General features: G+C 69.4%; 19 protein-coding genes. 12 read left to right on the top strand and 7 right to left on the bottom strand.

The genetic code is table 11. From position 1 onward, the window contains the following. Positions 1–181: 181 nt before the first annotated feature. From GKZ92_RS21145 to trmB, 3 genes are all read right to left on the bottom strand, one after another. Positions 182–3,466 (bottom strand): MMPL family transporter, encoded by a 3,285-nt coding sequence (locus GKZ92_RS21145; protein ID WP_155225625.1) that lies wholly within the window; start codon positions 3,464–3,466, stop codon positions 182–184. A gap of 229 nt (positions 3,467–3,695) precedes the next feature. After that, on the bottom strand, positions 3,696–4,382 hold the full coding sequence (locus tag GKZ92_RS21140; RefSeq protein WP_155225624.1) for an NYN domain-containing protein: 687 nt from the start codon (positions 4,380–4,382) through the stop codon (positions 3,696–3,698). Next, positions 4,379–5,167 carry a tRNA (guanosine(46)-N7)-methyltransferase TrmB gene (gene trmB / locus GKZ92_RS21135; RefSeq protein ID WP_006357090.1) on the bottom strand — a complete coding sequence of 263 codons (789 nt, stop codon included), beginning with the start codon at positions 5,165–5,167 and terminating at the stop codon, positions 4,379–4,381. Before trmB ends, GKZ92_RS21140 begins: the two co-directional genes overlap by 4 nt. A gap of 191 nt (positions 5,168–5,358) precedes the next feature. Between trmB and GKZ92_RS21130 the strand changes: the two genes are divergently transcribed. The 8 genes from GKZ92_RS21130 (at position 5,359) to GKZ92_RS21095 (ending at position 15,650) form a co-directional block, all read left to right on the top strand. Beyond that, entirely contained in the window at positions 5,359–6,225 is an 867-nt protein-coding gene (locus tag GKZ92_RS21130; protein ID WP_230461854.1) for a hypothetical protein, read from the top strand. Continuing rightward, positions 6,222–7,706, top strand: a complete 1,485-nt coding sequence (locus tag GKZ92_RS21125) for a hypothetical protein (RefSeq protein ID WP_035753753.1) — start codon at positions 6,222–6,224, stop codon at positions 7,704–7,706. Before GKZ92_RS21130 ends, GKZ92_RS21125 begins: the two co-directional genes overlap by 4 nt. After that, a complete protein-coding gene (locus GKZ92_RS21120; protein ID WP_035753754.1) occupies positions 7,703–8,149 on the top strand; it encodes a DUF6802 family protein in 447 nt (148 codons plus the stop codon). Before GKZ92_RS21125 ends, GKZ92_RS21120 begins: the two co-directional genes overlap by 4 nt. Before the next feature lie 173 nt (positions 8,150–8,322). After that, on the top strand, positions 8,323–10,149 hold the full coding sequence (locus GKZ92_RS21115; RefSeq protein ID WP_035753755.1) for a phosphoenolpyruvate carboxykinase (GTP): 1,827 nt from the start codon (positions 8,323–8,325) through the stop codon (positions 10,147–10,149). 61 nt (positions 10,150–10,210) lie between these two features. Further along, positions 10,211–11,218 carry an esterase-like activity of phytase family protein gene (locus tag GKZ92_RS21110; protein WP_035753757.1) on the top strand — a complete coding sequence of 336 codons (1,008 nt, stop codon included), beginning with the start codon at positions 10,211–10,213 and terminating at the stop codon, positions 11,216–11,218. A 166-nt stretch (positions 11,219–11,384) separates the two neighbouring features. Then, positions 11,385–12,212 carry an ABC transporter ATP-binding protein gene (locus GKZ92_RS21105; protein WP_006357096.1) on the top strand — a complete coding sequence of 276 codons (828 nt, stop codon included), beginning with the start codon at positions 11,385–11,387 and terminating at the stop codon, positions 12,210–12,212. Between the two features lie 21 nt (positions 12,213–12,233). Then, positions 12,234–14,780, top strand: a complete 2,547-nt coding sequence (locus tag GKZ92_RS21100) for an ABC transporter permease (protein WP_035753759.1) — start codon at positions 12,234–12,236, stop codon at positions 14,778–14,780. 96 nt (positions 14,781–14,876) lie between these two features. Continuing rightward, positions 14,877–15,650 carry a hypothetical protein gene (locus tag GKZ92_RS21095; protein WP_006357098.1) on the top strand — a complete coding sequence of 258 codons (774 nt, stop codon included), beginning with the start codon at positions 14,877–14,879 and terminating at the stop codon, positions 15,648–15,650. Between the two features lie 3 nt (positions 15,651–15,653). On the opposite strand, the gene GKZ92_RS21090 is transcribed toward GKZ92_RS21095, so the two are convergent. Further along, a complete protein-coding gene (locus GKZ92_RS21090; RefSeq protein WP_075863737.1) occupies positions 15,654–16,415 on the bottom strand; it encodes a class I SAM-dependent methyltransferase in 762 nt (253 codons plus the stop codon). Positions 16,416–16,483: 68 nt separating this feature from the next. On the opposite strand from GKZ92_RS21090, the gene GKZ92_RS21085 reads away from it, so the two are divergent. Further along, the gene (locus GKZ92_RS21085) at positions 16,484–17,632 is read left to right on the top strand and encodes a glycosyltransferase family 4 protein (RefSeq protein WP_006357100.1); all 1,149 of its coding nucleotides are present in this window, start codon (positions 16,484–16,486) and stop codon (positions 17,630–17,632) included. Here GKZ92_RS21085 and GKZ92_RS21080 read toward each other — a convergent pair. Beyond that, positions 17,598–19,313, bottom strand: coding sequence for a hypothetical protein (locus GKZ92_RS21080; RefSeq protein WP_155225622.1), 1,716 nt, complete (start codon positions 19,311–19,313; stop codon positions 17,598–17,600). The two genes, GKZ92_RS21085 and GKZ92_RS21080, sit on opposite strands and share 35 nt — an antisense overlap. A 15-nt stretch (positions 19,314–19,328) precedes the next feature. After that, on the bottom strand, positions 19,329–20,264 hold the full coding sequence (locus tag GKZ92_RS21075) for an HpcH/HpaI aldolase/citrate lyase family protein (RefSeq protein WP_143933495.1): 936 nt from the start codon (positions 20,262–20,264) through the stop codon (positions 19,329–19,331). Positions 20,265–20,375: 111 nt separating this feature from the next. Between GKZ92_RS21075 and GKZ92_RS21070 the strand changes: the two genes are divergently transcribed. Next, on the top strand, positions 20,376–21,566 hold the full coding sequence (locus GKZ92_RS21070) for a lipopolysaccharide biosynthesis protein (protein WP_006357103.1): 1,191 nt from the start codon (positions 20,376–20,378) through the stop codon (positions 21,564–21,566). A gap of 68 nt (positions 21,567–21,634) precedes the next feature. Further along, a complete protein-coding gene (locus tag GKZ92_RS21065) occupies positions 21,635–22,105 on the top strand; it encodes an SRPBCC family protein (protein WP_006357104.1) in 471 nt (156 codons plus the stop codon). A 3-nt stretch (positions 22,106–22,108) separates the two neighbouring features. On the opposite strand, the gene GKZ92_RS21060 is transcribed toward GKZ92_RS21065, so the two are convergent. Further along, on the bottom strand, positions 22,109–23,311 hold the full coding sequence (locus GKZ92_RS21060) for a DUF3068 domain-containing protein (RefSeq protein WP_187346522.1): 1,203 nt from the start codon (positions 23,309–23,311) through the stop codon (positions 22,109–22,111). Between the two features lie 44 nt (positions 23,312–23,355). Between GKZ92_RS21060 and GKZ92_RS21055 the strand changes: the two genes are divergently transcribed. Further along, positions 23,356–24,687, top strand: a complete 1,332-nt coding sequence (locus GKZ92_RS21055; RefSeq protein ID WP_006357106.1) for an acyltransferase family protein — start codon at positions 23,356–23,358, stop codon at positions 24,685–24,687. Positions 24,688–25,440 lie beyond the last annotated feature (753 nt).

The raw sequence follows: 25,440 nt of genomic DNA, 5'->3' as shown, positions 1-25,440 counted from the left end.
GGCTGTACCTCCAGCGTTGGTGGGCTGGAAGACATCATGCGTCAGGTGTGGGCACAGTCACATCGGGGCAATGTCCAGTCCTGACCAATCCGCGATTGATCCACGCCGACACCGGATCCATAACGAGAACGGCCGGCGGGGGCGAACCCCCACCGGCCGTCGGCGACTCACTTCTCGGTGCTCATTTCTCGGAGCGGCTGCGCTTCAGCAGCTCCTGCACGCTGATCTGGGCGTCGTCACCGGTCTCGTCCGAGCGGGCGTGCCGGTCGGTCCGCGGGCGTCGACGGCCCGAGTCGGCCTCCCCGGACGGCGGGACGGGGCCGGTTCCCGGACGGGGCGTGGCCGCCGGGGTGGCGTCCGGACTCAGTCCACGCTCCATCGGCGACGGTCCGGAGGTCCGGCGACCACGAGTCGTCGGCGTCGAGTTCTCCGGCGACACAGATGCGGCCAGCGGCCGGCGACCCGCGTCGTCGAGGGTCGGGCGTCGACCCAGTGGGGACCGCGAATCGGCGTCACGCGCAGGTGCGGCGGCCGGCTGAGGCGCCTGGACCGGCGGTGCCGGCGGGGGAGTGGTGCCCGTCGGGCGGTCGCCGTTCCCCCGCGGGGCGGCGTCGCCGAGGCGGATGCCGCCCTCGCCGAGCGTCCACCCGCCGGTGTCCGGACGGTCGCTCTTGGGTAGACCCGATCGCCGGTACGGCGCCATCGGGCGCCGCTCGGGACGAGGTGCCTCGGCCGACGCGCCCGGTGCCCGGGAACCGGCCGGCTGCGCGGTGGGCGGTGCCGACGGACCGACACGGCCGGGGGCCGCGCGACCGGGGGAGTCCCCGGGCATGGGTGCGGGCGGGACGGGACCCGGGCCTCCGTTGCGCTGCACGGGTGCACCGGGTTGGCGCGTCTTCGCCGCCGGCGCGTTGGTGAGCGGCCCGTTCGGCTGGGGTACACCGGGCTGGGGCGCGTTCGTCATGGGTGCGCCGGGTGCGGGACGCGGGGGAACGGGCTGCCGGCCGTCGCGTCCGGGTGCCCCTCGGCGAGCGGGTGCAGGTCCGGTGGGCGCGGTGCGCGGCCGGGCTGCGGCCATGACCGAGGTCGGGGCCTCCGCGACCAGCGTGCCGGCACTCATCTTGCGGGCCGCGCGGGAGTCGCGCTGCTCGTCGGGCTCGTCCTCGAGGACGGCCTCGCCGAGACCGATCTTGCGCTGCACGGTCTGCATCCAGCGAGGTGCCCACCAGCAGTCGTCGCCGAGCAGCTTCATCACCGACGGCACGAGCAGCATGCGGATAACGGTGGCGTCGAGGATGAGCGCCGCGATCATGCCGTACGCGATGTACTTCATCATCACGATGTCGGACAGGCTGAAGGCGCCGGTCACGACGACCAGGATCGCCGCCGCCGCGGTGATGATCCCGCCGGTGTGGGCGATGCCGCTCCGGATGGACTCGGTGGTGCTGGCTCCCCGCTGTCTGGCCTCGACCATTCGGGAGAGCAGGAACACCTCGTAGTCGGTGGAGAGACCGAAGATGATCGCGATGATCAGGACCAGGATCGCGGCGAACAGCGGACCCGGGGTGAAGTTCGCGAGGCCCGCGCCGTGGCCGTCGACGAAGATCCAGGTCAGGATGCCCAGGGTCGCGCCGAGACCGAGAGCGGTCATCAACGCCGCCTTGATCGGCAGGACCAGCGATCCGAACTGCAGGAACATCAGCAGTCCGGTGATCAGGACCAGCATGATCGCCATCAAGGGCAACCGGTTCATCAGCGCGTCGATCGAATCCTGGGTGAGCGCAGGGGTGCCCGTCACGTACATGGTGAGGCCCTGGGTGTCGATCGCCCGGAGCTGGTCGATCGCCTTGGCCGCCTTGGTGCGGTCGACCAGGCCGGCCGAGACCTGGTAGACGCCCACGTTCGGGTACCGCTCGGCGTCGTACGAACCGAAGCCGGCCTTGTCGGGATCACTGAACTTGTTGGTGAAGCCCGGAACCTGGTCGGCCTGGCGGGCGATGGCCTCGAGCTTGTTCTGGTCTTCCTGGTTTGTCTCGTCGTAGACGATGACGAGCTTGACCGCCTCGGTGCGCTCGCTGGGGAAGTACTCGTCGAACTTCTCCTGCGCGACACGTGCGGAGTTGTCCGGCGGCAGGAACTTCTCGCTGATGCCGCCGAACTGGATGCTGCCGAACGGGACCGTCAGGGCGAGCAGGAGGAGCACGGTCGGGATCGCCGTCTTCAGCGGGTTCTTCATCACCCACGTCGCGAGGCGTCCCCAGAAGCCGTTCTCGACTTCCTGGCTGGTCTTCATCCGGCCGGAGAAGCGGTTCTCCAGCGCGACGGCGCGCTCCTCGGTCGAGAAGCGGCGGACCAGCGGGATCGCGGTGTACTTGAGGATCGAGCCGATCGACAGCATGTTGACCCGTGGCCCGAGGATGCCCAGGATCGCCGGCAGCACGGTGATCGACAGGATCGCGGCGAGGGAGACCGAGGCGATGGCGCCGTAGGCCACCGACTTGAGGAATCCCTGCGGCATGATCAGCAGGCAGGCGAGAGCGGCGACGATGATGGTCGCCGAGAAGACCACCGTCTGGCCCGCGGTCATCACGGTTCTTCGGACCGCCGCCTTGGTGGAGTAGCCCTCGCCGAGTTCCTCTCGGAAGCGCGAGACGATGAACAGGCCGTAGTCGATCGCGATGCCGAGACCGATCAGCGTGACCACCGACTGCGCGAAGATGTTGAGCTCGGTGGTCAGCGCGAGGATCTTCATGATGCCCAGCGATCCCGCGATCGTCAGGCCGCCGATCAGGACCGGCAGACACGCCGCGACGACGCCCCCGAAGACGAAGAACAGCATGAGCGCGACGACCGGCAGCGCGATCACCTCGGCGCGCTTGATGTCCTTGTCCATGCCGTCGGCCATCGACCCGGAGACCGGCTGCAGGCCGGCGAGTTCGAAGGTGGCGCCGGGTATGTCGAAGCGTTCGGCGATGTCGTCGAAGAACGGTTCGATGGTGTTGTAGTTGGCCAGCACCGTGGTGTCGTCGTTGCCGGCGACACCGATGCTGATGAAGGCCTGACGTTTGTCCGGGGTGAACAGTCGCTCCTGGACTGCACTCTGTGCGGGCTGGACGAGGAACGGGTCGTAGAGGCCCGGGTCGGCGCGCCCGACGATGTCGGGGTGCGTGGCGATCAGGTCTTCGACGAAGGTCTCCACCTTCTTCCCGAACGCCGGGTCGTCGACCGTCGTGCCCTCCGGTGGTGTGACCAGGAGGATGACATCAGACGTGTGATCGCGTCCCAGTGCCTTGTCGGCGTAGCGGGCACCGAGATCGGATTCCGACGTGGGGTCGAACCAACCGCTCTGACTCAGATGCTTGCTGAGATCGAGACCGTATAGTCCGAGTCCCGCCATCAGTGCGATCATCACCGCGATGACGAGGAAGCGCATTCGATACACGAATGTGCCGATTACTCGGAACACGCTGATGTCCTTTCGTGTGCGACGTGTCGGGCGCCGGCCGCGATCGGGGTTGTCGGGCCGTCGATGCGCTCGGACGGGGCGCCGTGCCGGAGGTGAACGGTGCCGGTCGCGATTCTGTCAGTTCTTCGTGAGATCTTGACAGTGTTGCCTGAGTGATCCCTGAGGTGTCGGGGTCGGTGACGCCCTCAGTGAGCACCTCGGCGTCCTGCGACCAGGCACCATACGCCGGTCAGCGAAGTAGTGCGCTGAGCGGTCGGAACGGTGTGAGCCAGGCGCCTTCGTCCGGGAGCGAGTCCAGCCCGATGCGGGGCAGGGGCTCCCGGAACACGCCCGGGATGTCCTCGAGTTCGATGAACTCCAGTTCCTCGGTGGTGAGGGCCCAACTGGCGTGTTCGCGGAATCCGATGACGGTGACGGGCACTCCGTCGCCGGCCACTTCGAGGAGCGGCTCGCGGAACGCCTGGCCGTCGGCGGACGCCACGATCACGCCGGCTAGTCCCACAGTGTGCCTGCGAAGTTCGATGTGGTCGAGCATGTCGGAGTCCACATCGCTGTCCTCCGACAGCTTCGGCTTGGCGAAAACCGCAAAACCGACGTTACGCAGGGCATCCACCCAGGGACGCACAACATCGGCACTACCTGGGGCGATGTTGGTGAAGACGGTCGCCTCGGGCTCGACGCCGCCGCCGTTCTCCGTGAGAGCCGACACATCTGCCGTGCGTTGCAGCAGCCAGCGGCCCAAGGCGTCGAATCGAGGGCGATGTGCGGCGGTCGGACGGCCGCCAAGCAGGGCGCCGAGGCCCATGTCCATGTTGGGTGCGTCCCAGACCAGCAGCATCCGGCGTGTGCCGGTCTGGCCCGCGATGGTGTCCGCGAATCCGCCGGTCGTTCCGGCCGGGGTGGTCTGGTCGGTCATGCCGGGCTCCCGTCGAGGGTGTCGCCGGACGCGGAAGCCGGCGGGATGGGCCGCGTGTACACGAACTCGCTGACGTACCGGCCCTCTCGTTCCGCACGACCCTCGAACTTCGTCGTCGGCCGCTCCAGCAGGATCGGGGACTCGCGGGTGAGCTGAACGACGTGGGGGCGGTCGGCGTCCTGGGTGGCGAGCTTCTCGGCGATCCACTCGGCATAACCCGCGTGGTCGGTGGCGATGTGCAGCACGCCCCCGGGGACGAGACGGTCGGCGATCAGCTCCAGTGTGCCCGTCTGGACGAACCGGCGCTTGTGGTGACGCGACTTCGGCCAGGGGTCGGGGAAGAACAGCCGGACGCCGGTGAGGCTCGACGACGGGATCAGTTCCCGCAGGACGATCGACGCATCGCCGCGGATCAGGCGCACGTTGGTCAACCCGTTGCGGTCGACGAGACCGAGCAGCTGGGCCAGTCCCGGCTTGTAGACCTCGACCGCCACCACGTCGACGTCGGGTTCGGCCTCGGCCATCGCGGCGGTCGAGATGCCGGTGCCGCTGCCGATCTCCAGCACCTTCGGGTTGTCCCGGCCGAACATGGCGTCCAGGTCGAGCTGGGGTTCGGGAATGCGCTCCGGACCGATCTCGAGGTCGCGGCCCAGGACGGGCCAGAGGGTCTCCCAGTTGCGTTGCTGTCCGGTCGTCAAGGTCCCCCGGCGGAATCGGAAGCTCGTCACGCGGGGGTACAACCGTGACCTGTCAGCGCTGTTGTTCACCCGTCCATCGTTGCGCATCGTGGCCTGTCCGCGAAGTCGCGGGTGATCGTGTCCGTCGAGCGGTCGGGGATTCGTGGGGACAGAACGCGCTGTCGGCGGGGATGTGGAGGTCCGGAAGCCCATCGGGGCCAATCCGGATTAGTCTCGGGCCAGCCGCGGAACACGCGGGGTGTCGGGTGGGGAAGGGCTGTTGAGACGTGGGGGCGAACGTGCGCACGACGACGAACCCGCCACCCGGGTGGCGGCCGCCCCGGGATCCGCTTTCGGCGGCCGCTGAGCAGGGCGGACTCGCCGACCTCGTCGAGCCGTCGTCGCCGCTGGTCCCGGTCCTCTCCGCGGCCGGACACCGCTTTCTGCGTCCTCTACATGTGCAGGTGGTCGGCCGGCCGGGCGTCGGGCGCGACACGATGGCGCGCGCCCTGCGCGAGCGACTCGCGCCGACCGTGACCGGTCTGGGCGAGGACGCACCCGCCGCCGACCTCTGGCTGCACGTCCTGGCCGGGCCGCCGCGCCGCGCCGACCACGAACTGCTGAGCTCGCTGCCCGCCGACCGCGTGGTCGTCGTCCTCGGCAAGGCCGACACCCACCCGGACTGGGAAGCCGCCGTCGATGTCGCCAGGCGATGCTCGACGCAGCTGGGCCTTCCCGTGCACGCCGTCTCCCAACTGCTCGCGTGTGCCGACCTCGGCGCCGCGGAGTTCGCCGCCCTCACCCGGCTGGCCGCCGAGCGGGCCGAGATGCCGTCGATGGCCGGCCGGTTCCTCGCCGGTGCGCCCGAGTTGCAGGAGCGGTTGCTGCGGCAAGGACTGCTGTGCCGGATCGACGCGTTCGGCATCGGCACCGCGCTGCGGCTGATCGCGGAGGAATCAGAAGAGGCGGCCGACGCGGACGCGCTCAACCGTGCTCTTCACGCCCGAAGCGGGGTTACGCAGCTCGGCGCGGCGTTCGGTGACCGCGTGGGCCGCGTCCGCTTCTGGCGCGAGGTCGAGATCCGCGCCGAGCTCGAACGTGCCGCGGCCCGGGGCTGCGATCGGGAGAACGCCGAACGTCTGCTCGCGGCCGGAGGTGCCGGATGAGTACGCGGGTTCTCGAGGCAGCGCGGGAACTGACCGGATTCGACGCCGCGGCCGTCGGTACCGGCTCCGGGGTCCTGGTCGTCGGGACCGACGGCGTCGGAGTGCGCACACTCGTCGACGCCGTGCGGGAACTGGCCCCCGATCTCGAAACCCACGCCCGGGCCCTGGAGGTCGGAAACCAGCCGGGCGTCGCGCTGGTCGTCGTCGACCCGTCGTCGTCGGTGGGTGACGAGGAACTCCACCTCGTCGAGCGGGTGCGTGGGACGGTCGGGACCGTCGCGCTGGTGTGCACCAAGATCGACGCCTTCTGGGAATGGCCCCGCATCGTCCGTGCCCATCGCAAGACCCTCGATCCGTTCGGGACGATGCCGCTGTTCGGGGTGTCGGCGGCCGCTTCGCTGGGCGGCGCCGTCGAGGAGTCCGGGGTCGACGCACTGGTCGGCTGGATACGTGAGGCGCTCGAGGCCCCCGCCGCGGTGCGCATCGAGCGGGCCCGCCTCGCTGCGGGAGCCGGGGCCGTCGAACATCTGCTGGACGACACCGACGCCGGAACCGACACCGACACATCCGGCGCGCTGGACGAGCTGATGAGTACGCGGCGCCGGCTGGTGTCGTCGCGGGATCGCGGTCGGGTCGATCGACTCGCGGCCGTGCGCGCCGGCCTGACCCGAGCCCGCGCGCAGTCCTCGGCCGAACTGCAGTCTCGAGTCCGCGGGCTCGCGGCGCTGGTCGCCGACGCCGCGCCGGGGACCGGCGCCGAGCACCAGTCGTGGCTGCGCAGTCGGTGGGCCGACCTCGCCGACGGAATCCGCCGGGACGCCGACGAGCGCATCGACGAGGTCGCGGCCACCTCGCTCGTCGGGCTCGACCCCGAACCGTCCCCGCAGGAGCCGTGGCCGGAGACCCCGTTGCCCGCCGACGGGCCGGGCAACCGGCGGCGGCGCGGAGGTGCGGAGGACGCGCTGCTCGTCATCATCGGCGCCTCGACCGGATTGGGCGTGGGGCGTCTCGTCGTCGCGCCGATGGCGTCGGTGCAGACACTGCAGTGGATCAGCATGCCGCTGACCCTGTTGCTGGGGATCGGCGTCGCGGTCTGGGTGATCCGCGTCCGGCGTGGTGCGCTGGATCGCGCCGACCGCACGGGCCGCAGCACCGAGCGGCTGACCGTCGCCCGCTCCGCACTCGACCACCAGCTCGGACTGCGGTTCGCCGCGGCCGAGACCCGGATCGCGGGGCAGATCGCCCGGGCCCACGAACGCAGAGCCCGGCGGACGAGCGAGCAGGTCGCGCAGATCGACGACGAGATCCGGAGGCTGCGCAGCGGCACGGCGAACCAGGACGTGCGTGTTCGCCGCGACCGCGCGGAAGCCGTGCACCGCGAACTCCTCGCCCGCTCCGAACAGCTGTGGGCGGATGACAAGGACGAGAACGACCCGAGCACGAATGATCAGGCCGGCTCCGGCGAGGACGGGACAAGGTGAACGAGATGGATTCGATCTTCGACGGCGACCACGCAGGGGCCGATCCGCGCGACAGCGGCCGACCCGACGCGGCGGCGCTGTCGGGCGGGTCGTTCGAGACCGCCGACCTGCCCGGCACCGGCCCCGGGTTCGAGCCGCACGTCGACTCGGTCGCCGCGGTCCATGCGGAATCGGCCGCCGACGACCTCGACGACCACCTGTGGATGCACGAGGACGGCCGCATCTGGGATCTCGGCCCGGCGGAGGTCGACACCGACAACGACGGGGTCAACGACTCCCTCACGCGAAACGGTCCGGACGGGTTCACCGTGTACACCGACAGCGACCGGGACGGCCAGGTCGACAAGATCACCGAGATCGGCGCCGACGGCGGCTTCAGCTCGGCCGTGCTCGACCCGGAGACCGGCGAGTGGATTCCCGGCGGCTCGGGGCGTATCGGCTGAGCAGGCCGACGGCCGTCTTCCAGGGACTTTGGTCCCATATCGCCTGAGTGTGGGATAAGCCGCAGTCGCCGACCCCCACACCTAGCGCCCGCTCGGTGCACGTATCCTGGACACCTAGACGACTGACCGGTGACCATTCCAGCAGGTCACACGCTCGCCAGGAGGCCCCAACGATGACCGCAGCCACCATTCCCGGACTGGACCCGAGCAGCGCGCCGACCAACCATCAGGGTCTGTTGGCCTGGATCGCCGAGATCGCGGAACTGACGCAGCCCGATCGGGTCGTGTGGTCCGACGGCAGCGACGAGGAGTGGGAACGCCTCACCGACGATCTGGTGAAGGCCGGCACCCTCGTGAAGCTCAACGAGGAGAAGAAGCCGAACTCCTTCCTCGCCAGCTCCGACCCCGCCGATGTCGCCCGCGTCGAGTCGCGGACCTACATCTGCTCGGAGAAGGAAGAGGACGCCGGTCCGACCAACAACTGGGTCGAGCCCGCCGAGATGCGCGCCACCATGACCGAGCTGTACCGCGGCTCGATGCGCGGCCGCACCATGTTCGTCATCCCGTTCTGCATGGGCCCGCTGGACTCGGATGACCCGAAGCTGGGCGTCGAGATCACCGACTCCGAGTACGTCGTCCTGTCGATGAAGATCATGACCCGCGTCGGTCCGCGCGTCCTCGAGATCCTCGGCGACGACGGCTTCTTCGTGAAGGCACTGCACTCGGTGGGTGCGCCGCTCGAGCCCGGCCAGGCCGACGTGCCGTGGCCGTGCAACACCGAGAAGTACATCACCCACTTCCCCGATACCCGCGAGATCTGGTCCTACGGTTCGGGTTACGGCGGCAACGCCCTGCTCGGCAAGAAGTGCTACGCCCTGCGCATCGCCTCGGTCATCGCCCGCGACGAGGGCTGGATGGCCGAGCACATGCTCATCCTCAAGCTCACCAGCCCGGCGAACAAGGTCTACTACGTCGCCGCGGCGTTCCCGAGTGCCTGTGGCAAGACGAATCTCGCGATGCTGCAGCCCACCATCCCGGGCTGGAAGGCCGAGACCGTCGGCGACGACATCGCCTGGATGCGCTTCGGCGAGGACGGCCGTCTCTACGCGATCAACCCGGAGTTCGGTTTCTTCGGCGTCGCGCCCGGCACCAGCTACGACTCGAACCCGAACGCGATGAAGACCATCGAGGCCGGAAACACCTTGTACACCAACGTCGCTCGCACCGACGACGGCGACATCTGGTGGGAGGACATCGACGGGCCCACGCCTGCGCACCTCACCGACTGGCTCGGCAACGACTGGACTCCGGAGTCCGGTCACAAGGCCGCACACCCGAATTCGCGCTACTGCACCCCGATCTCGCAGTGCCCGTCGCTGGCCGACGAGTGGGACGACCCGAAGGGTGTGCCGATCTCGGCGATCCTGTTCGGTGGCCGCCGCAAGACCACCGTCCCGCTGGTGACCGAGGCCCGCGACTGGCAGACCGGCGTCTTCATGGGCGCCACCGTCGGCTCCGAGCAGACCGCCGCGGCGGAGGGCAAGGTCGGCACCGTGCGTCGCGACCCGATGGCGATGCTGCCGTTCATGGGCTACCACGTCGGCGATTACTTGCAGCACTGGGTCAACATCGGCAAGAACGCCGACGAGTCCAAGCTGCCGAAGGTGTTCTACGTCAACTGGTTCCGACGTGGCGACGACAAGCGCTTCCTGTGGCCCGGATTCGGCGAGAACAGCCGCGTGCTGAAGTGGATCATCGGCCGCATCGAGGGCGAGGCCGACGGTGTCGAGACGCCGATCGGCATCGTCGCCAAGCCGGAGGACATCGACGTGTCCGGGCTCGACGTGCCGGCCGAGGACGTCGCCGAGGCGCTGGCGTTCAAGGCCGACGAGTGGCGCGAAGAGATCCCGTCGATCGAGGAGCTCTTCGAGTTCATCGGCCCGAAGCTGCCGACCTCGCTGCGCGACGAGCTCGAAGGTCTCAAGCAGCGTCTCGCCTGATCCGCGGCCATCAGGCAGTTCGGCCTGAGGCTGATGTGACGGTTGAGGTATCGTGCCCCTCATGAAGCCACGTTTGTGGGGGGCCACGATCGCCGGAGCCTGTGTACTCGGGCTGTCCTCTCCGCTCGCAGTTCAACCAGCCACTGCCGCACCGGCTTCCGGTGCCGGCGTCAGCGCGTACTACACCGACACGACGACGCTCGGCGACTTCGTCCCGACGTTCAACCGGATCACCGGCCTGGACCGGACCGGTAACGGTCAGTACGCGCTGATCGCCGAAGACGTGCTCCCCGCACGGTTCTTCACCGCCCGGATCGGATACTCCTCGGAGACCGCATCATTCGTCGGTCGTCCCGCACTCAACGGTGGCGGCACGGTCCTCGGGCCGTGGTTCGTCCCGTTGCTGCCGGGCGGCGCGCAGTTCGAGGGCATCCGGAAGACCAACGGCGGTTACACCGTCGTCAGCGGCGGCAACAACCAGTTCGTCCGGCAGATCGGTCCGCTGGGCCAGTTCACCCGCGATCTCCCGCTGCCGGCCGCATGGCGTCCCTCGTCCAAGTCGGGCGTCGCCGGACAGCGTGGGCTCACCGGCCTCGCCGTCGGTCCCCAGGGCCAGGTCTCGGTGCTCACCGCGGGCGGACTCAAGCAGGACGGTCGCACCTCGGCGCGACTGCTCACCTTCGGCAAGCCCAACCGCGAATTCGTCTATCGCACCGACGCCAACAAGGTCGCGGCCGACGTGCTGGCCATCAACTCCACCGACTTCCTCGTCCTCGAGCGCGGTGCAGGGAAGCTGACCAACATCTTCTGGACCACCACCCGCGGCGCGACCTCGGTGACCGGCAACAAGAAGCTCTCCGGCAAGGAGAAGGCGATGCCGAAGCGTCGCATCTTCTCCACGACCGGCACGCCGCGCCTCGTCACCGGCGACATGTCGGGCCTCGCCTGGGGCAACTGGCACCCCGACAACCCGTTCGCCAACGCGCGCAGCAGGACACTGCTCGTCGTGTCCCAGAACGCCGGCGCGCCCACCCGCGTCCACTCGTTCGAGGTTCAGCTGCCCAGATAGCGACTCTCGGAAGCTCTGCCCTACCCAGCGAGCGGTGGGGATCGGTCCTCCGTCGGTTCGGGGCTGAGCGGGGAGCGGATGGGAAGGTGTGACAATTCCCGCCTCAGGGTGGTGTCAGGGGGTTACCTGATAGCCATTCGGCGTCGGATTTGGCACCGTTGAGGGCATGACGACGACTGATGCGGCCGCCCGCGATGCCGGAGCGCCGAAACACGGAGTGGCTGCGGGTGCGGAGAACCTGTCCAAGAGGTACGGCACGGGCGACACCGCCGTCGAGGCCCTGAAGGGCGTCTCGATCGAGTTCCGCGAGGGCGAGTTCACCGCCATCATGGGCCCGTCGGGGTCGGGCAAGTCGACGCTGATGCACTGCCTCGCCGGCCTGGACGTCGCGAGCGACGGCCGTGTCCACATCGGCGACACCGATCTCACCGCGTTGTCCGACAAGGCGATGACCATGCTCCGCCGCGACCGCATCGGGTTCGTCTTCCAGGCGTTCAACCTGGTGCCGACGCTCACCGCGAAGGAGAACATCACCCTCCCGGTCGACATCGCCGGCCGTACCGTCGACACCGAGTGGTTCGACGCGGTCACCGAACGACTCGGCATCACCGACCGACTCGGGCACCTGCCCAGCGAACTCTCCGGCGGCCAGCAGCAGCGTGTGGCGTGTGCCCGGGCGCTGATCGGCAAGCCCGCGATCATCTTCGGCGACGAACCCACCGGCAACCTCGACTCGCGGTCCTCGGGTGAGGTCCTGTCGATCCTCCGCGCCGCCACCGACGAGTTCGGGCAGACCGTCGTCATCGTGACCCACGATCCGCGCGCGGCGTCGTACGCCGACCGGGTGGTGTTCCTCGCCGACGGACAGATCGTGCAGGAGCTCGCCCGCCCGAGCGCCGACGACGTCTTCGAGGTGATGAAGAACCTCGACGTGGTCCACCACGCCGACGCTCCCTCCCAGTCGGCTCCCGCCGAGACCTCCAGAGCGCTCTGAGCCGTGGCGTCATCATCGGTGATGCGCCGGGTTTCCCTGCGAAACCTGCGGGCGCACAAGCTACGTCTGTTCCTGACCCTCTTCTCGATCGTCCTCGGCACGTCCTTCGTGGTCGGTTCGATCGTGTTCACCAACTCCGTCTCGAAGGCCTTCACCGACATCTTCGACAGTGCCGCGCAGGGTGTGGCGGTCGAGGTGACGCCCGCTGATCGGCAGTCGCCGGGCGTTCCGCTGTGGGTGGTCGACCAGTTGCGTGACCAGCGCACCGCACTCGGCATCGACAAGCTCGTCGTCAACAACAGCGGGTTGGTCACCGTCGCCGACTCCGACGGCAAGGCCATCCAGACGGGTGGTGCGCCGAGCGTGGGCACCACCTACATCCCGGAGAACGAGGCGCTCGATCCCGACGAGTCCCGGATCCTGCCGGGTGGTCGCGGGCCGGCCGACGCCGGCGAGATCGCCCTGAACGCCTCGGCTGCCGAGGAGGCCGGGCTGAAGGTCGGGTCGAAGACCAAGGTCGTCATCGGCCAGGGCAGTTCCACCCCGCTCGACGTCACCGTCGTCGGACTGATCGACCTGCCCGCCTCCACCGGCGGGTACGTCAACGCACAGTTCGACGCGGCGACCGCGTTGGGGCTCTTCACCGACGGGCGCCACGTCGGGCTCGTCGACATGTCGGCCGTCGACGGGGTGTCCCCGAAGCAACTGCAGGAGCGGGTGCGCACCTTCCTCGGCTCCGACGCCGATCTGTACGAGGTGCGGACCGGCGATCAGGTACGGGAGGACCAGAAGGCGCAGGTCAACGAGTTCCTGCAGATCTTCCAGTACATCCTGCTGGCGTTCGCGGCGATCGGCCTGGTCGTCGGCACGTTCATCATCTACAACACCTTCTCGATGATCGTCGCGCAGCGTAACCGCGAGTTCGCGCTGCTGCGTGCGGTCGGGGCGAGTCAGCGACAGGTGTCGCGGTCGGTCCTCTTCGAGGCGTTCGTCGTCGGTGTGCTCGGCGGAGCGCTGGGCCTGGCCATCGGCATAGGCCTGGCGGCCGCGCTCAAGGCGTTCACCAGTGCGTCGTCGGGTCTGCCGGAGGGCGAGCTGACGATCGGGGTCGGCGCGGTACTCGCGGGCATACTGGTCGGCGTCGTGGTGACGATGATCAGCGCATGGGTACCGGCAGCTCGTGCCGCCCGGGTGCCGCCGGTGGAGGCGATGCGTGCCTCGGCCGCCGAGGGATCGGCATCCCTGCGCAACCGCACCCTCATCGGTGCGGTCATCGGCCTGGCCTCGATCGTGGCGATCGTCGTCGGCGCGATGGACGAGGGCTCCGGACCGGCGCTGACGGTCGGCGCGGGCGCGGCCGGTCTGGTGCTGGCCGCGGTGCTGGTCGGACCGGCTTTCGCGCGGCCGTTCGTGGGAGTGCTCGGCCGTGTGGTCGGTGCGCCCTTCGGCACGATCGGACGGCTCGCACGCACGAATGCTGTTCGGAATCCCCGACGTTCGGCTGCGACGGCGTTCGCCCTGACGCTGGGCCTGATGCTGGTGGCGATCATCGGCACGCTCGGCCAGTCGTTCAAGGGCACGGTCGACGAGGCCGTCGACTCCGGCATCACCGCCGATTACATCCTCTCGGGCACCAACCAGGGGCCGTTGCCGCCCACGGTGGGTCCCTCGGTGGAGAAGGTGCCGGGTGTCGGCGAGGTGGTCTCGTTCGGCGTCGTGCAGGCGAAGGTCGACGATCAGCCGGTGCAGGGTTTCTCCGCGCTCGGTGGACCGCTGAGTGACGTCACGGTCATGGACATGGAGGACGGCGCGTCGTCGACGCTGCCGGCCGACGGGATGCTGATCAGTCACCGCACGGCGATGACGAAGGGCTGGGAGCGCGGCCAGGTCCTGAACTTCACCTCACCCATCGGTGAACAGGTTCAGGTCCCCATCGCGGGCGTGTACGCCGACAACGAGGCTCTCCAGCCGTGGGTCGTCGGTCCCGCGGTCTACGACCGCCTGGTCCCGCCCCCGGCGCGTTTCGACATCACGGTCTTCGTGAAGGCCGAGGCCGGTGCCGATCTGGAGACCCTGCGGACCGGGCTCGAGGACGCGACCGCCGGGTACCTGACCGTCCAGGTCAAGGACCGCGACCAGTTCAAGGGCCAGATCTCCGCGCAGATCGACCAGATGCTCGGCACGCTCTACGCGATGCTCGGCCTGGCGCTGCTGATCGCGGTGCTGGGCATCATCAACACCCTGGCGTTGTCGGTGGTGGAGCGGAAGCGCGAGATCGGCATGTTGCGTGCGATCGGCATGGTCCGAGGTCAGGTGCGTCGTTCGATCTACCTCGAATCGGTGCTCATCTCGATCTTCGGTGCCGTCGTCGGCGTCATCCTCGGAACGCTGATCGGCGTCGCCCTCGTGCGCACGCTGGCGGCGTGGGGTCTGGGCGCGCCGGTGATCCCGTGGTCGCTGATCGTGATCACGCTGGTCGCCTCGGCGGTGGTCGGTGTGCTGGCGGCGCTCTGGCCGGCGGTCCGCGCCGCCCGGACGGGGCCGCTCGAGGCGATCGCCGACCTCTGACGCCCTCCTCCTGTTCTGTGGCCCACGCGACCCGGGTTCTGTCCGGGCCGCGTGCTCACAGGTCGATATCAGGAACCGGATGACAGAATCGTCCGCATGACGCGACCACCCCAGGGCGATCCGAACGATCCGCGGAACAATCCGCCGGAGACCCGACAGTTCGATCCCGACTTCGACCCCTCGGCGCCGCCGTCGCAGGCCTACACCCAGCCGCACGCCGGTGAGCCGTATCCCGGGCCGTACACCGAGCCGCACGCCGGACCCCAGTACGACGAACCCCAGTACGCGGATCCCCGGTACACCGGCGGCTCGCCGTATGCGGGATCGCCGTACGACGCACCCCCGGGTGGTGAGCCCCCACGCGGCGGATCGTCGAAGGGACGCACCATCGGCCTCGCGCTGGTGGCGCTGGCCGCCCTGGTGATCCTCGGACTCGTCGTCGTGCTGGTCACGAAGTCCGGCGGTGACGAGGACTCACCCACCGCAGCGGGTTCGTCGTCGACGACGGCCACCAGTGAGGAGACGACGACCACCAGTTCGTCCCCGACCACCACGACGACGACGACCGAGGAGACGACGTCGAGTCCGAGCAAGAAGCCGGGTCCGGCGACGGTGGTCTACCAGCTCACCGGAAACGGTGACGTCGTGGCGCTCAGCTTCAGCAAGGGTGGCGGTTCGCCGACGGTCATCGCTGCCACCGGTTCGCCCTGGTCGCAGCGGGTGAACGTGAAGGGCAACAAGGCGACCCTGTCGGCCATCGTCGTCCGCGGTCCGGTCACCTGCAGCATCCTCGTCGACGGGGAACAGCTCGCGACCGCCACCAGCAACGGCGGCACGCTGAACTGCACCGCCGATCTCCCCGCGGAATAGGGGCTACCGCTTACGCAGCACCAGCACGAGGTTCGTGCCCAGCACCTCGCGGAGGCCCGGGACGCGCATGACCCACCACATCCAGCGCGGGATGTAGCGGGGGAAGGCGGCCAGCAGCTCGGCCCGATCGGTCACCGATCCCGCCCAGCGCAGGCCGTCGGCGGCGTGGACGGCGAACAGCGAGGTCCCGAAGAGGTTCTTGGGCGGGTGGCCGTGGCGTCGGGTGTAGAGACGTGCGGCGCGGTGTCCGCCGAGGTAGTGGGTGAGACCCATCTCGTGGCCGCCGAACGGACCCCACCACAGCGTGTAGCTGATGATGACGACGCCGCCGGGACGGGTCACGCGCAGCATGTCGTCGGCCATCTCCCACGGCGTCGGCGTGTGCTCGACGACGTTCGACGACACCGTCACGTCGATGCAGTCGTCGGCGAAGGGCAGATTCTGGCCCGACCCGCGGACCGAACCGCGATGTTCGAGACCGCCGGCGTGCATCTCCGTGGGGTCCGGCTCGACCGACATGTAGTGCGCGCCCCGTGCGCGGAAGGCGTCGGCGAAGTAGCCGGGACCGCCGCCGACGTCGAGGATGACGCCGCCGTCGAGGTCGGGTACGAACGCCTGCACCATCTCCGCGGTGTCGGCCGCCAGGGCGCCGTAGAACCGGGCGGGATCGGACTGCTCGTAGCGGAAGTCGTTCAGCAGCCCGGCCGCGCGCCGCAGGGTGGCCAGTCGGGCCATACGGTCGCGGCCGGAAGTCGTGGTCGTCATCGTCGGGAAACTCTAATCGACCGGAGTCTCGGCAGTTCATCAGCTACTCGGCGGTAGGCTGTCGTGCGATGCGCGTACCTTCCGACGTCCTGCTGCTGTGCTGGCGGGATACCCGCCACCCTCAGGGCGGTGGCAGCGAGACATATCTGGAGCGCGTCGGTGCCGAACTGGCCCGACGCGGTACCCGCGTCACCTTTTTGACCTCGGCGTATCCGGGCGCCGCCGGCGAGGAGTACCGCGACGGCATGCGGTTCGTGCGCGCCGGCGGGCGGATCAGCGTGTATCCGCGCATGCTGGCGACGATCCTGGCCGGGCGTCTCGGCTTCGGGCCGCTCCGGGACTGTCGGCCGGAGGTCGTCGTCGACACCCAGAACGGGGTGCCGTTCTTCGCGACCGCCGTCGCCTCGGCACCGACGGTGGTGCTGGTCCATCACTGTCATCGCGAGCAGTGGCCGGTTGCCGGTCGGTTACTCGGGCACGTCGGATGGTTCATCGAGTCACGACTCTCGCCGCGGGTTCATCGCCGGAACCGCTATGTCACCGTGTCCACGCCGTCGAAGACCGAACTCGTCGCGCTCGGCGTCGACGCGGATCGGATCTCCGTCGTGCGCAACGGCATCGACCCCGTCCCCGCCGGCGCTGTGCTCGCCGTACGGTCGTCCGACGCCGGCTCCGAGCCGGTGCGCCTGTGTGTCCTGTCGCGACTGGTGCCGCACAAGCAGGTCGAGGACGCGCTCACGGTGCTGGCGCAGCTGCGTCGTTCCGGGATCGATGTCCACCTCGATGTCATCGGCGGTGGTTGGTGGTCCGACGAACTGCGCTCGGCGGCAAGCGAACTCGAGGTCACCGACGCGGTCACCTTCCACGGTCACGTCAGTGAGGAGCGCAAGCACGAGCTGCTCTCGCAGGCGCGGGTCCACCTGATGCCCTCGCGCAAGGAGGGTTGGGGTCTGGCGGTGGTCGAAGCTGCGCAGCACGGGGTTCCGACCATCGGCTACCGCAGCTCGGTCGGTCTCGCCGACTCCATCGACGATGGCAACACCGGTCTCCTCGTCGACGGCGTCGACGAACTGGTGAGTGCCACCAGGAAGCTCATCGACAACCCGGACGAGGCCCAGCGGCTGGGGGACAGCGCCCGGGTTCGGGCGGGCCGCTACTCCTGGGCCGCCACGTGCGACGGGTTCATCGAGACGTTCGACGCCGTTCTCGCGCGCTGACGACGATCGCCCCCACGACCCCGGTCCCCAGCATCGCCGCCCAGAGAAGGTGTGCGGCGATCGCCATGGTCCGATCGGCCGCTCCCGCACCGCGATCGGCCGGATCGTCGACCCGGTACAACCGGAGATCGTCCCCGTCGTGGGCGAGGCGCGCGTCCGCCGCGAGCCGGGCGGGCGGGGAATTGTTCTCGACGAGAACCCAACCCACACCGAGTGCCGCGAGATCCTCGGGTGAGCCGCCGGCCTCGAGCGCCGACGCCACGGCCGCTGCGTGCTCACTCGGTGGGTCGACGACCTCGCCGTCGACGGTGAGTGCACCGGACTCGATCACCGGGGCCCGCAGCATCCGCGCCGCCGGATCGAGCGAGACGCCGTCCGCGAATCGGTAGTGCCGCACGGTGTCCGCGGGCCAGAGGGCGACCGAACCCTGATCGTCGGGCACTATCGCCGACACCGCGGCCCAGTCGTCGGGGTAGGCCACCGGCCGCACCGAACCGCCGGCACCCCAGGCGAGATCGGGCAGCGGGGCGACGACGAGTAACACGACCCCGACGAACGCGAAGCCCGACGGCACGCGCCGGCAGGCCGCCGCGACCGCACCGGCCACGGCCAGCGTGACCCCGGGGACGAGCAGTGCGGAGAACTTCTGGGTGTCGCGGAGCAGACCGGCACCGGGGACGTGTTCGACCGCGAACTCCAGCAACCACTCTCCCGGACCGAAGCTGCCGCCGATCAGCAGAACCGCGACGGCGACAGACAGTGCGGCGATTCCTCGCACCAGCGGATCGAGGGTCGTCCGACGACGGAAGAGGTGGACGGCGCCCATCGCGACCACGAGCAGCAGGCACAGCGTCGCGATCGCCGCCCACCAGATGGAGCGACTGGTGGGCACCGCATCAGCGTTCCAGATGCCGCCCAGCGAAAGGACGGTTCCCACCGGTCCCAGGCCCGGCTCCGACCGGAGGCCGAACGCATCGACGCCGGCGGCGGCGGAAGTCGTGGTGGCGTCGCTGATCACGGCCGTCACGACCCACGACAGAGTGCTCAGGACCCACAGTCCGGCGGCGATGAGTGCGGGGCGCAGGCCGACCGGACGGCACCCGAGCCCCACGATCAGCACGACCCCGGCGAGCACCGATCCCGTCGGTGTCAACCCCGCAGCGGCCAGCAAACCACCCAGCCGGAGAAACCGCGCCGCGTCGTGGTGATCCCGAAGTTCCGATGCCGCAACGAGAATCCAGCCCAGCGCGGCGTACCCGACCAGCAGACTCCAGTGCCCCTGCAGGAGACGTTCGGCGACATAGGGATTCCAGATCGCCGCGAGAGCGGCGGCCGCCGCGCCCGTACGCCCGGCGCCGGGGACGAGCCGGAATGCCAATCGGCCGAAGCCGACACCCGCGAACACCAAGGCGGCCAGCAGGATCGCGGTGACCACCGTGCCACCGTCGACCACTGTCGACGCCATCGCGACGAACCAGTCCTGCGGTACCGCGCGCGGCGGCAGGTCACCGATGCCCAGCGTGGTGTCGGTGACGTGGGTGCGCGGCGTCGACACCGCGTCCCGGTACAGCAGGTAACCGGGTCCGACGCCGATCGATCCGGGGAGCAGCGGCGCCAGGACGGCCACGGCCGCAACGGCACTCACCAGGTAGAGCGTCGGGAGCAACCGTCCGGAGAACACCGCGGCCCGGGTGGCTCAGAAGTGGTGGGTGTCCGACGGCGCGGGTGCGTGCACCGGGTCGTCGTCGAACTCCGACTCGGTGATGCCGTAGGCGCGCGCGAGGTCGAGGATCTTGGTGGCGCGTGCGATGCGGGGGAGGTCCGAACCGTTGCGGATCTCCCCGCCGTCGCGCTCGAACTCCGCGAAGAATTCCCGCGCCCAGGTGATCTCGTCCTGGGACGGCGACAGGCCCTCGTTGACCGGGGCGCACTGCGCGGGCGTCAGGCAGATCTTGCCCGTCATGCCGAACTCCGCACTCACCGCGGTGGCCTCGCTCAGTTTGAGGGCGCTCGAACCGACGGTCGGGCCGTCGATGGCACTGGGAAGGTGAGCGGCCTTGGCGGCGATGGTGAATCTCGACCGGGCGTAGGCGAGGGTCTGCGGGCTGTCGCCGAAGCCGGTGTCCCGGCGGAAGTCACCGATACCGAAGGCAAGGCGGAAGGTGCCCTTGGCGGAGGCGATCTCGCTGATCCGCTCGAGTCCGCGGGCGGTCTCGACGAGAGCGACGATCGGGAGGCCCGGTAGGCGCTTGGCGGTCTCGGTCACGTGGTCGACGGACTCGACCATCGCCAGCATCACGCCGCCGATCGCGGTCCCCGCGAGTGCCTCGAGGTCATCGGCCCACCACGGGGTGCCGAAGCCGTTGATGCGGACCCATTCACCGGCGCCGGGACCGGAGCCGTCCTTGGGGCCGATCCAGCGCACGACGTTGTTCCGCGCCTCGACCTTGTCCTTGGGAGCCACGGCGTCTTCGATGTCGAGCACGACGATGTCGGCGCGCGAGCGAGCCGCCGGCTCGAACTTCGCGTAGTGGGCGCCGTTGACCAGGAGCCAGCTTCGGGCCAGCACCGGATCGATACGCGAACCGACATCGGTCGATTCGGCGTCGTAGGTCGTGTTGTCGTCGTACATCGATATCTCTCGTTCGTGAATTCTGCAGCCTACCCATCGTTGCCTATGCCCGATGACCGGTGCAAAGCACCCTGCGCGCGGGAGCCGGTGTCAACTCGGCACACTTGTGCCATGCAGCAGACCAGGCCGACCGGACGGCGCCGGGCCGCTTCGGGCACCGTCGGCGCCGTCGGATCGGTGGCCGTCGGCTCGATGGTCGCCAACATCTGCATGTACGTGGTCCATCTGAGCGCGAGCGCGCGCTATCTGGATGTCAGCGAATACGGCGAGTTCGCGGTCCTGCTGTCGGCGATGCTCGTGTTGGGCGTACCCGCGCTGGCGCTGCAGAACGTCGTCGCACGCGAGGTGGTCCTGGGCTGCGACGAGCGCCGTCTGCGGCGGGTGGGGATTCAGACGACCCTGTATGTGGTCCTCCTGGTCGCGGTCGCCACACCGCTGGTCGCCCTGCTGATGCGCACCGATGTGGTCACGACACTGGCCGCCCTCGGCGCTGCCCCGTTCCTCGCACTGATCGCCGCAGGTCAGGGCATTCTGCAGGGGCGCGGCGAGTTCCGGACGCTGTCGTGGGTGTTGGCCGCGGTCGGGATCCTGCGCTCGATGCCCATCGTGGGCGCTTTCGTCGCGGGTGCCGGTCCGGCGGGCGGACTCCTCGCCGGAACCGTGGGTGCCGCGGTCTCGGCGGTCGTCGTCTGGCTGGTCGTCGGGAAAGTCGGGGAGCGCGCGTCGGACGCGGGCACGGTGGGAGTCCTCAGCGTGGTCCGCGCGTCGCAGGTCCAGTTGGTGCTCATCGTGGCGTCGTCGGTGGATCTGCTGCTCTCACCGCGGGTTCTCGACGCCGAGTCGGTCGGCGTCTACGCGCTCGGCGCGATAGCCACCAAGGTCGCGTTCTGGCTGCCGCAGGCCATTGGCGTCGTCTTCTACCCGCGCCTCGCCGACCCCGCCCGGTCCCGGGTCTCCCTGCGGCAGGCAGTGGCGGTGGTCGCCGGCGTCGGCGTGGTCCTGACTCTCGGCGCGGGGCTCGCGGGACCGCTGGTGCCGACCGTGTTCGGCGACGGCTACGACCAACTCGTCCCACTCCTGTGGCTCTTCGCCTACATCGGTGCCGCCCTCGCCGTCCTCCAGGTCGTGTTGCTGTCGGCGATCGCCCGTGATCGCACCCGCGTCGCCTTCGTGACGTGGATCGTCGTGGCGATCGAGGTGGTGGTCATCCTCACCGCTGCCGGTTCGGTGCTCGGGGTCGCGGCCACCGCGGCGGTCGCGGTGACGATCGCAGCCGCCGGCACGTGGGCGCTCACACGCTGATCGGCGGTTACATTCGGCCCAGACGCAGGAACGTTGCCGGGATCGGGAAGTTTCGGCAGGGTTGTGTGATGAGCGACAACGGAGTCACCAAGGTCACTGTCCAACGAGTCATCGAGGCACCGGTCGACGCGGTGTTCGACGTCCTCTCCAATCCCGAGAGGCATCAGGCACTCGACGGTTCGGGGTTCATCCGCGGCGTCGACCACGCCGATCGCATCCAGAACGTCGGTGAAGTGTTCACGATGAACATGGCGGGCGACCACATGGGCGGCGAGTACAAGACCGACAACCACGTCACCGGGTACGCCAAGGACAAGCTGCTGGCGTGGAAGACGACTCCCGCCGGCACCGAGCCTCCCGGCTGGGAGTGGTTGTGGGAGCTGGAAGCCCAGGGCCCCAACGAGACGCTGGTCCGGCACACCTACGACTGGTCGAAGGTCACCGACAAGAAGCTCCTCGAGCAGGTGAAGTTCCCGCTCGTGACCGAGGCCCAGCTCGAGGACACCCTCGGCCGTCTTGCGGCCGAGGCTGCTTCCTGAGTTCTATCCGTCGGTTCCGGCGGTGCCACCGCCGCCGGACCGCCGGAACCTCGCGGGCATCCACGCCGGGTTGATCAGGAGCGCCCCGACGACCAGCGCGGCGACGCCGAGGACGCCGGTCACGATCGGCACGATACGACCCCAGATCGTGATCGGCGTCGCGAGATCCGAAGCGAGACGCGACATCTGGGACTGTGTCGTGTCGTCGTAGGAGAAGGTCGCCTGCAGGTGCGGCAGCCGGAAGTCCGGCGGCACACCGGGAGTGCCGTCGGGGAAGGCGTAGAACTCGTCGACGGTGATCTTCGCGTCGACGATCGTGCCCGTCCGCGGTTCGACGGCCAGGTCCCACGAACTGCGGTGTCGCAGAGTGGCAGTCAGGTCGCGGCGCGGGCCGTCGATGCCGAACCACGATGCCGGCCGGGTGATGACGACATCCGTGCCGACCGGCCTGCCGAGCGCGGCCCGGGCGAGGTCGGTCTCGGGGACCTCGGCGCGGAACCGGGCGACGTCCTTGCCGACGACCTCGGTGTCGCCGTCGTACTTCAGGGGCACGGTCGTCCGCGTGACGACGTCGAAGAACTCGTGGTCGGTCAGGCGGGTGTCGAAGGGCAGCAGGTAGGTGAAACCGCGGCGGTCGGGCACCAGCACCGGCGCCTGATTGCTGTCGTACTGGATTTCCGACGCCCCGCGCGCGGACAGCTGCGGTTCGGCGGTCTCCCGGTCGAGGGTCACCCGGTCCTTGACCGCGTTGACCGTGGCGTCGTTGCAGGCGTCCGGCGAATCGGCGTCGGCGCCACTGCCGGGCCGCGGATCCTCCGGCTCCACCGCCCGGTCGTCGATGCGCAGCGTCTCGGCCTGGACCGAGGTGCCGGCCTGCAGCGTGACCCGATGTTCGTCGGACGGCTGGACCGCGACGACCCGCTGCTGGCGGACCAGATCGGCGTCGAGTGTCCGTGCCGCGGGTGTCGCCAGCGAGCAGCGGTCGAGGATCGTCGCGTCCTCGGCGGTGGCCACCGTGGTGAAGTCGGTGCTCAGCGGGATCTCGCGGAAGTTGCCGACGAGCAGTGTCGGCAGCGCGATGGTCACCGCGACGAGGAAGCTGCCGATGAAGATGAGCGTCGGTCCGGCCAGATCCGCGGTCGACCAGCGGTGAGGTGCGGACTGTTCCACCGCGGATGGGGGCACCGGGGACGGCTCCGAAGACATGGTGGCGAGGGTAGTGGATGCCACCGGGCTACCCTGTCACCAGCATGACCAGCACCGACTCCGCCCGCGACTCAGTCGCAGCATCGAACACCGATTCCCGCTCCGGCGCGCCGCGCTCCGACGCCGCCGGTCCGGCGGCCACGTCGCGACGCTTCTACCCACAACTCGAGGGCATGCGTGCGCTCGCCGCGATCGGCGTCCTGATCACGCACGTGGCCTTCCAGACGCGGGCCGTCGAGATCGCGGTCCTCGGCCCCGTCCTCGGTCGCCTCGACCTTGCCGTCGCGCTGTTCTTCGGGCTCTCCGGGTTCCTCCTGTGGCGGCCGTGGGTCGACGCCGCGCACCGAGGTGCCGGGCATCCGTCGATCCCGCGGTATCTCAAGCACCGCGCCGTCCGCATCTGGCCCGCGTACGTCGTGGTCGTCGTGCTGGTGCTTCTTCTCCTGCCGGAGGCCCAGGGCGCCGACTTCGACGTCTGGCTCGCCAACCTCACCCTGACCCAGGTCTTCGTGCCCCTGACGCTGACCGCAGGACTCACCCAGATGTGGAGCCTGTCGGTCGAGATCGCCTTCTACGCGCTGCTCCCGCTCATAGGTCTCGCACTGGTGCGGTTGCGGGGCCGACAAGCTGGTGCGCGCATCCCGGTGCTCTTGGTGCTCGGCGTTCTCAGCCTCGGCTGGGCCTGGGTCGGCACCTCGCTCCCCGTCGCCGATGGTGTGGAGACCAAGAACTGGGTGTTCGGTCACCTGCCGTGGTTCGTCGCCGGCCTGATCCTCGCCGAGGTCGCCGGCGTGCTCGACACCGCAGGAGCGCCACGCGGGCGGTGGATGAACCTGGCGATACGGCTCAGCGCGAACCGGTGGCTGATGTTCGGGGTCCTCGTCGTCGCCTACGGGCTGGCGTGCACCCGCTTCGCCGGTCCGACCGGTCTCGGCGACGTCACCAACATCGAGTTCGTCGCCAAGATGACTCTCGGTGCGCTGTGCGGCTACGCGCTTCTCGCGCCGCTCGTCTGCAACCCGGGGCCGTTCCGGTTCCTCACCTCACGCGTGATGCTCGCGCTGGGACGCTGGTCCTACGGCATCTTCATCTGGCACGTCGCGGTCCTCGCAGTAGTCTTTCCGCTGTTCGGCATCGTGCCGTTCAACGGCAACACTCTCCTGGTCCTGGTGATCACTCTGGGACTCTCGGTCGGGATCGCCGCGGCGTCTTACGCCTTCGTCGAGGAACCGGCGCGGAACTGGTTGCGCAACCGCGACACCCGACGACGCAACCGGCCGGCTGCTGCTTCCTCGTCGGCGGATTCTTCGGATTCCCCGGCCGACCAGAACACCAGCCAGCCGGTCATCAACACCGCGATCAACGCGGGCAACTGAACCCACCACTCCCAGCCGTGGTAGCCGCCGGCGGCGTGCCACGGACCGGCGGTCAGACCGACGGTCGCGAGCATCATCATCGCGAAGGTCGTTGTCACCCCGGCTTTCGGCGGGATCGCCGCGGCGACCACACCCACCCCGATGCCCACGGCCAGGCCCCACCAGCCCGACAACAACCACGACGCACCGAGAATCCCCAGACCGGCAGCCATCAGGGTGAACCGCCCGGTGGTCACGGTTCGCGGTTCGGCGACGGCCTCCCGTCGCGAGGACGGCCACCATGCCGCGACGAGCAGCAGGGCCATCAGCACGAGTCCGACGACAAGCGACCAGCGGTACAGCGAGTCGAACCGGTAGGTGAGCTCGACCGTGCCCGACGCCCCGGCCGGCACGATCCAGCCCTGCTGCCAGCCGTTCACGACCACCGGCGACAACTCCCGGCCGTCGACCCGCGCGACCCAGCCCGGGTTGGTGGATTCGGGGACCACGAGCAGGCGTTCGGGACCGGAATCGATCTGCACCGCACGACTCGCCGCGGTCCACTCGGAAACGTCCGGCGTGGTCGTCGCGGCGCCGTCCACCGGCGACCCGACCGTCAGTGACACGGCGTCGACGGTGAACGCCTGACCGGGATTGACGGACACCTCCTGCTGCCCGGCGGGCAACCGCAGCTCGCCCGGCGTGCAGGCACGGGCCACCACTGGTTCCCCGGAACGCAGTGCGGCCGTGGTGGTCCGCGCGGAGATCCCGACC

Source organism: Gordonia sp. 135 (assembly GCF_009720185.1).
Lineage (GTDB): Bacteria > Actinomycetota > Actinomycetes > Mycobacteriales > Mycobacteriaceae > Gordonia > Gordonia alkanivorans.
This window is presented reverse-complemented; position numbering and strand designations above follow the sequence as displayed.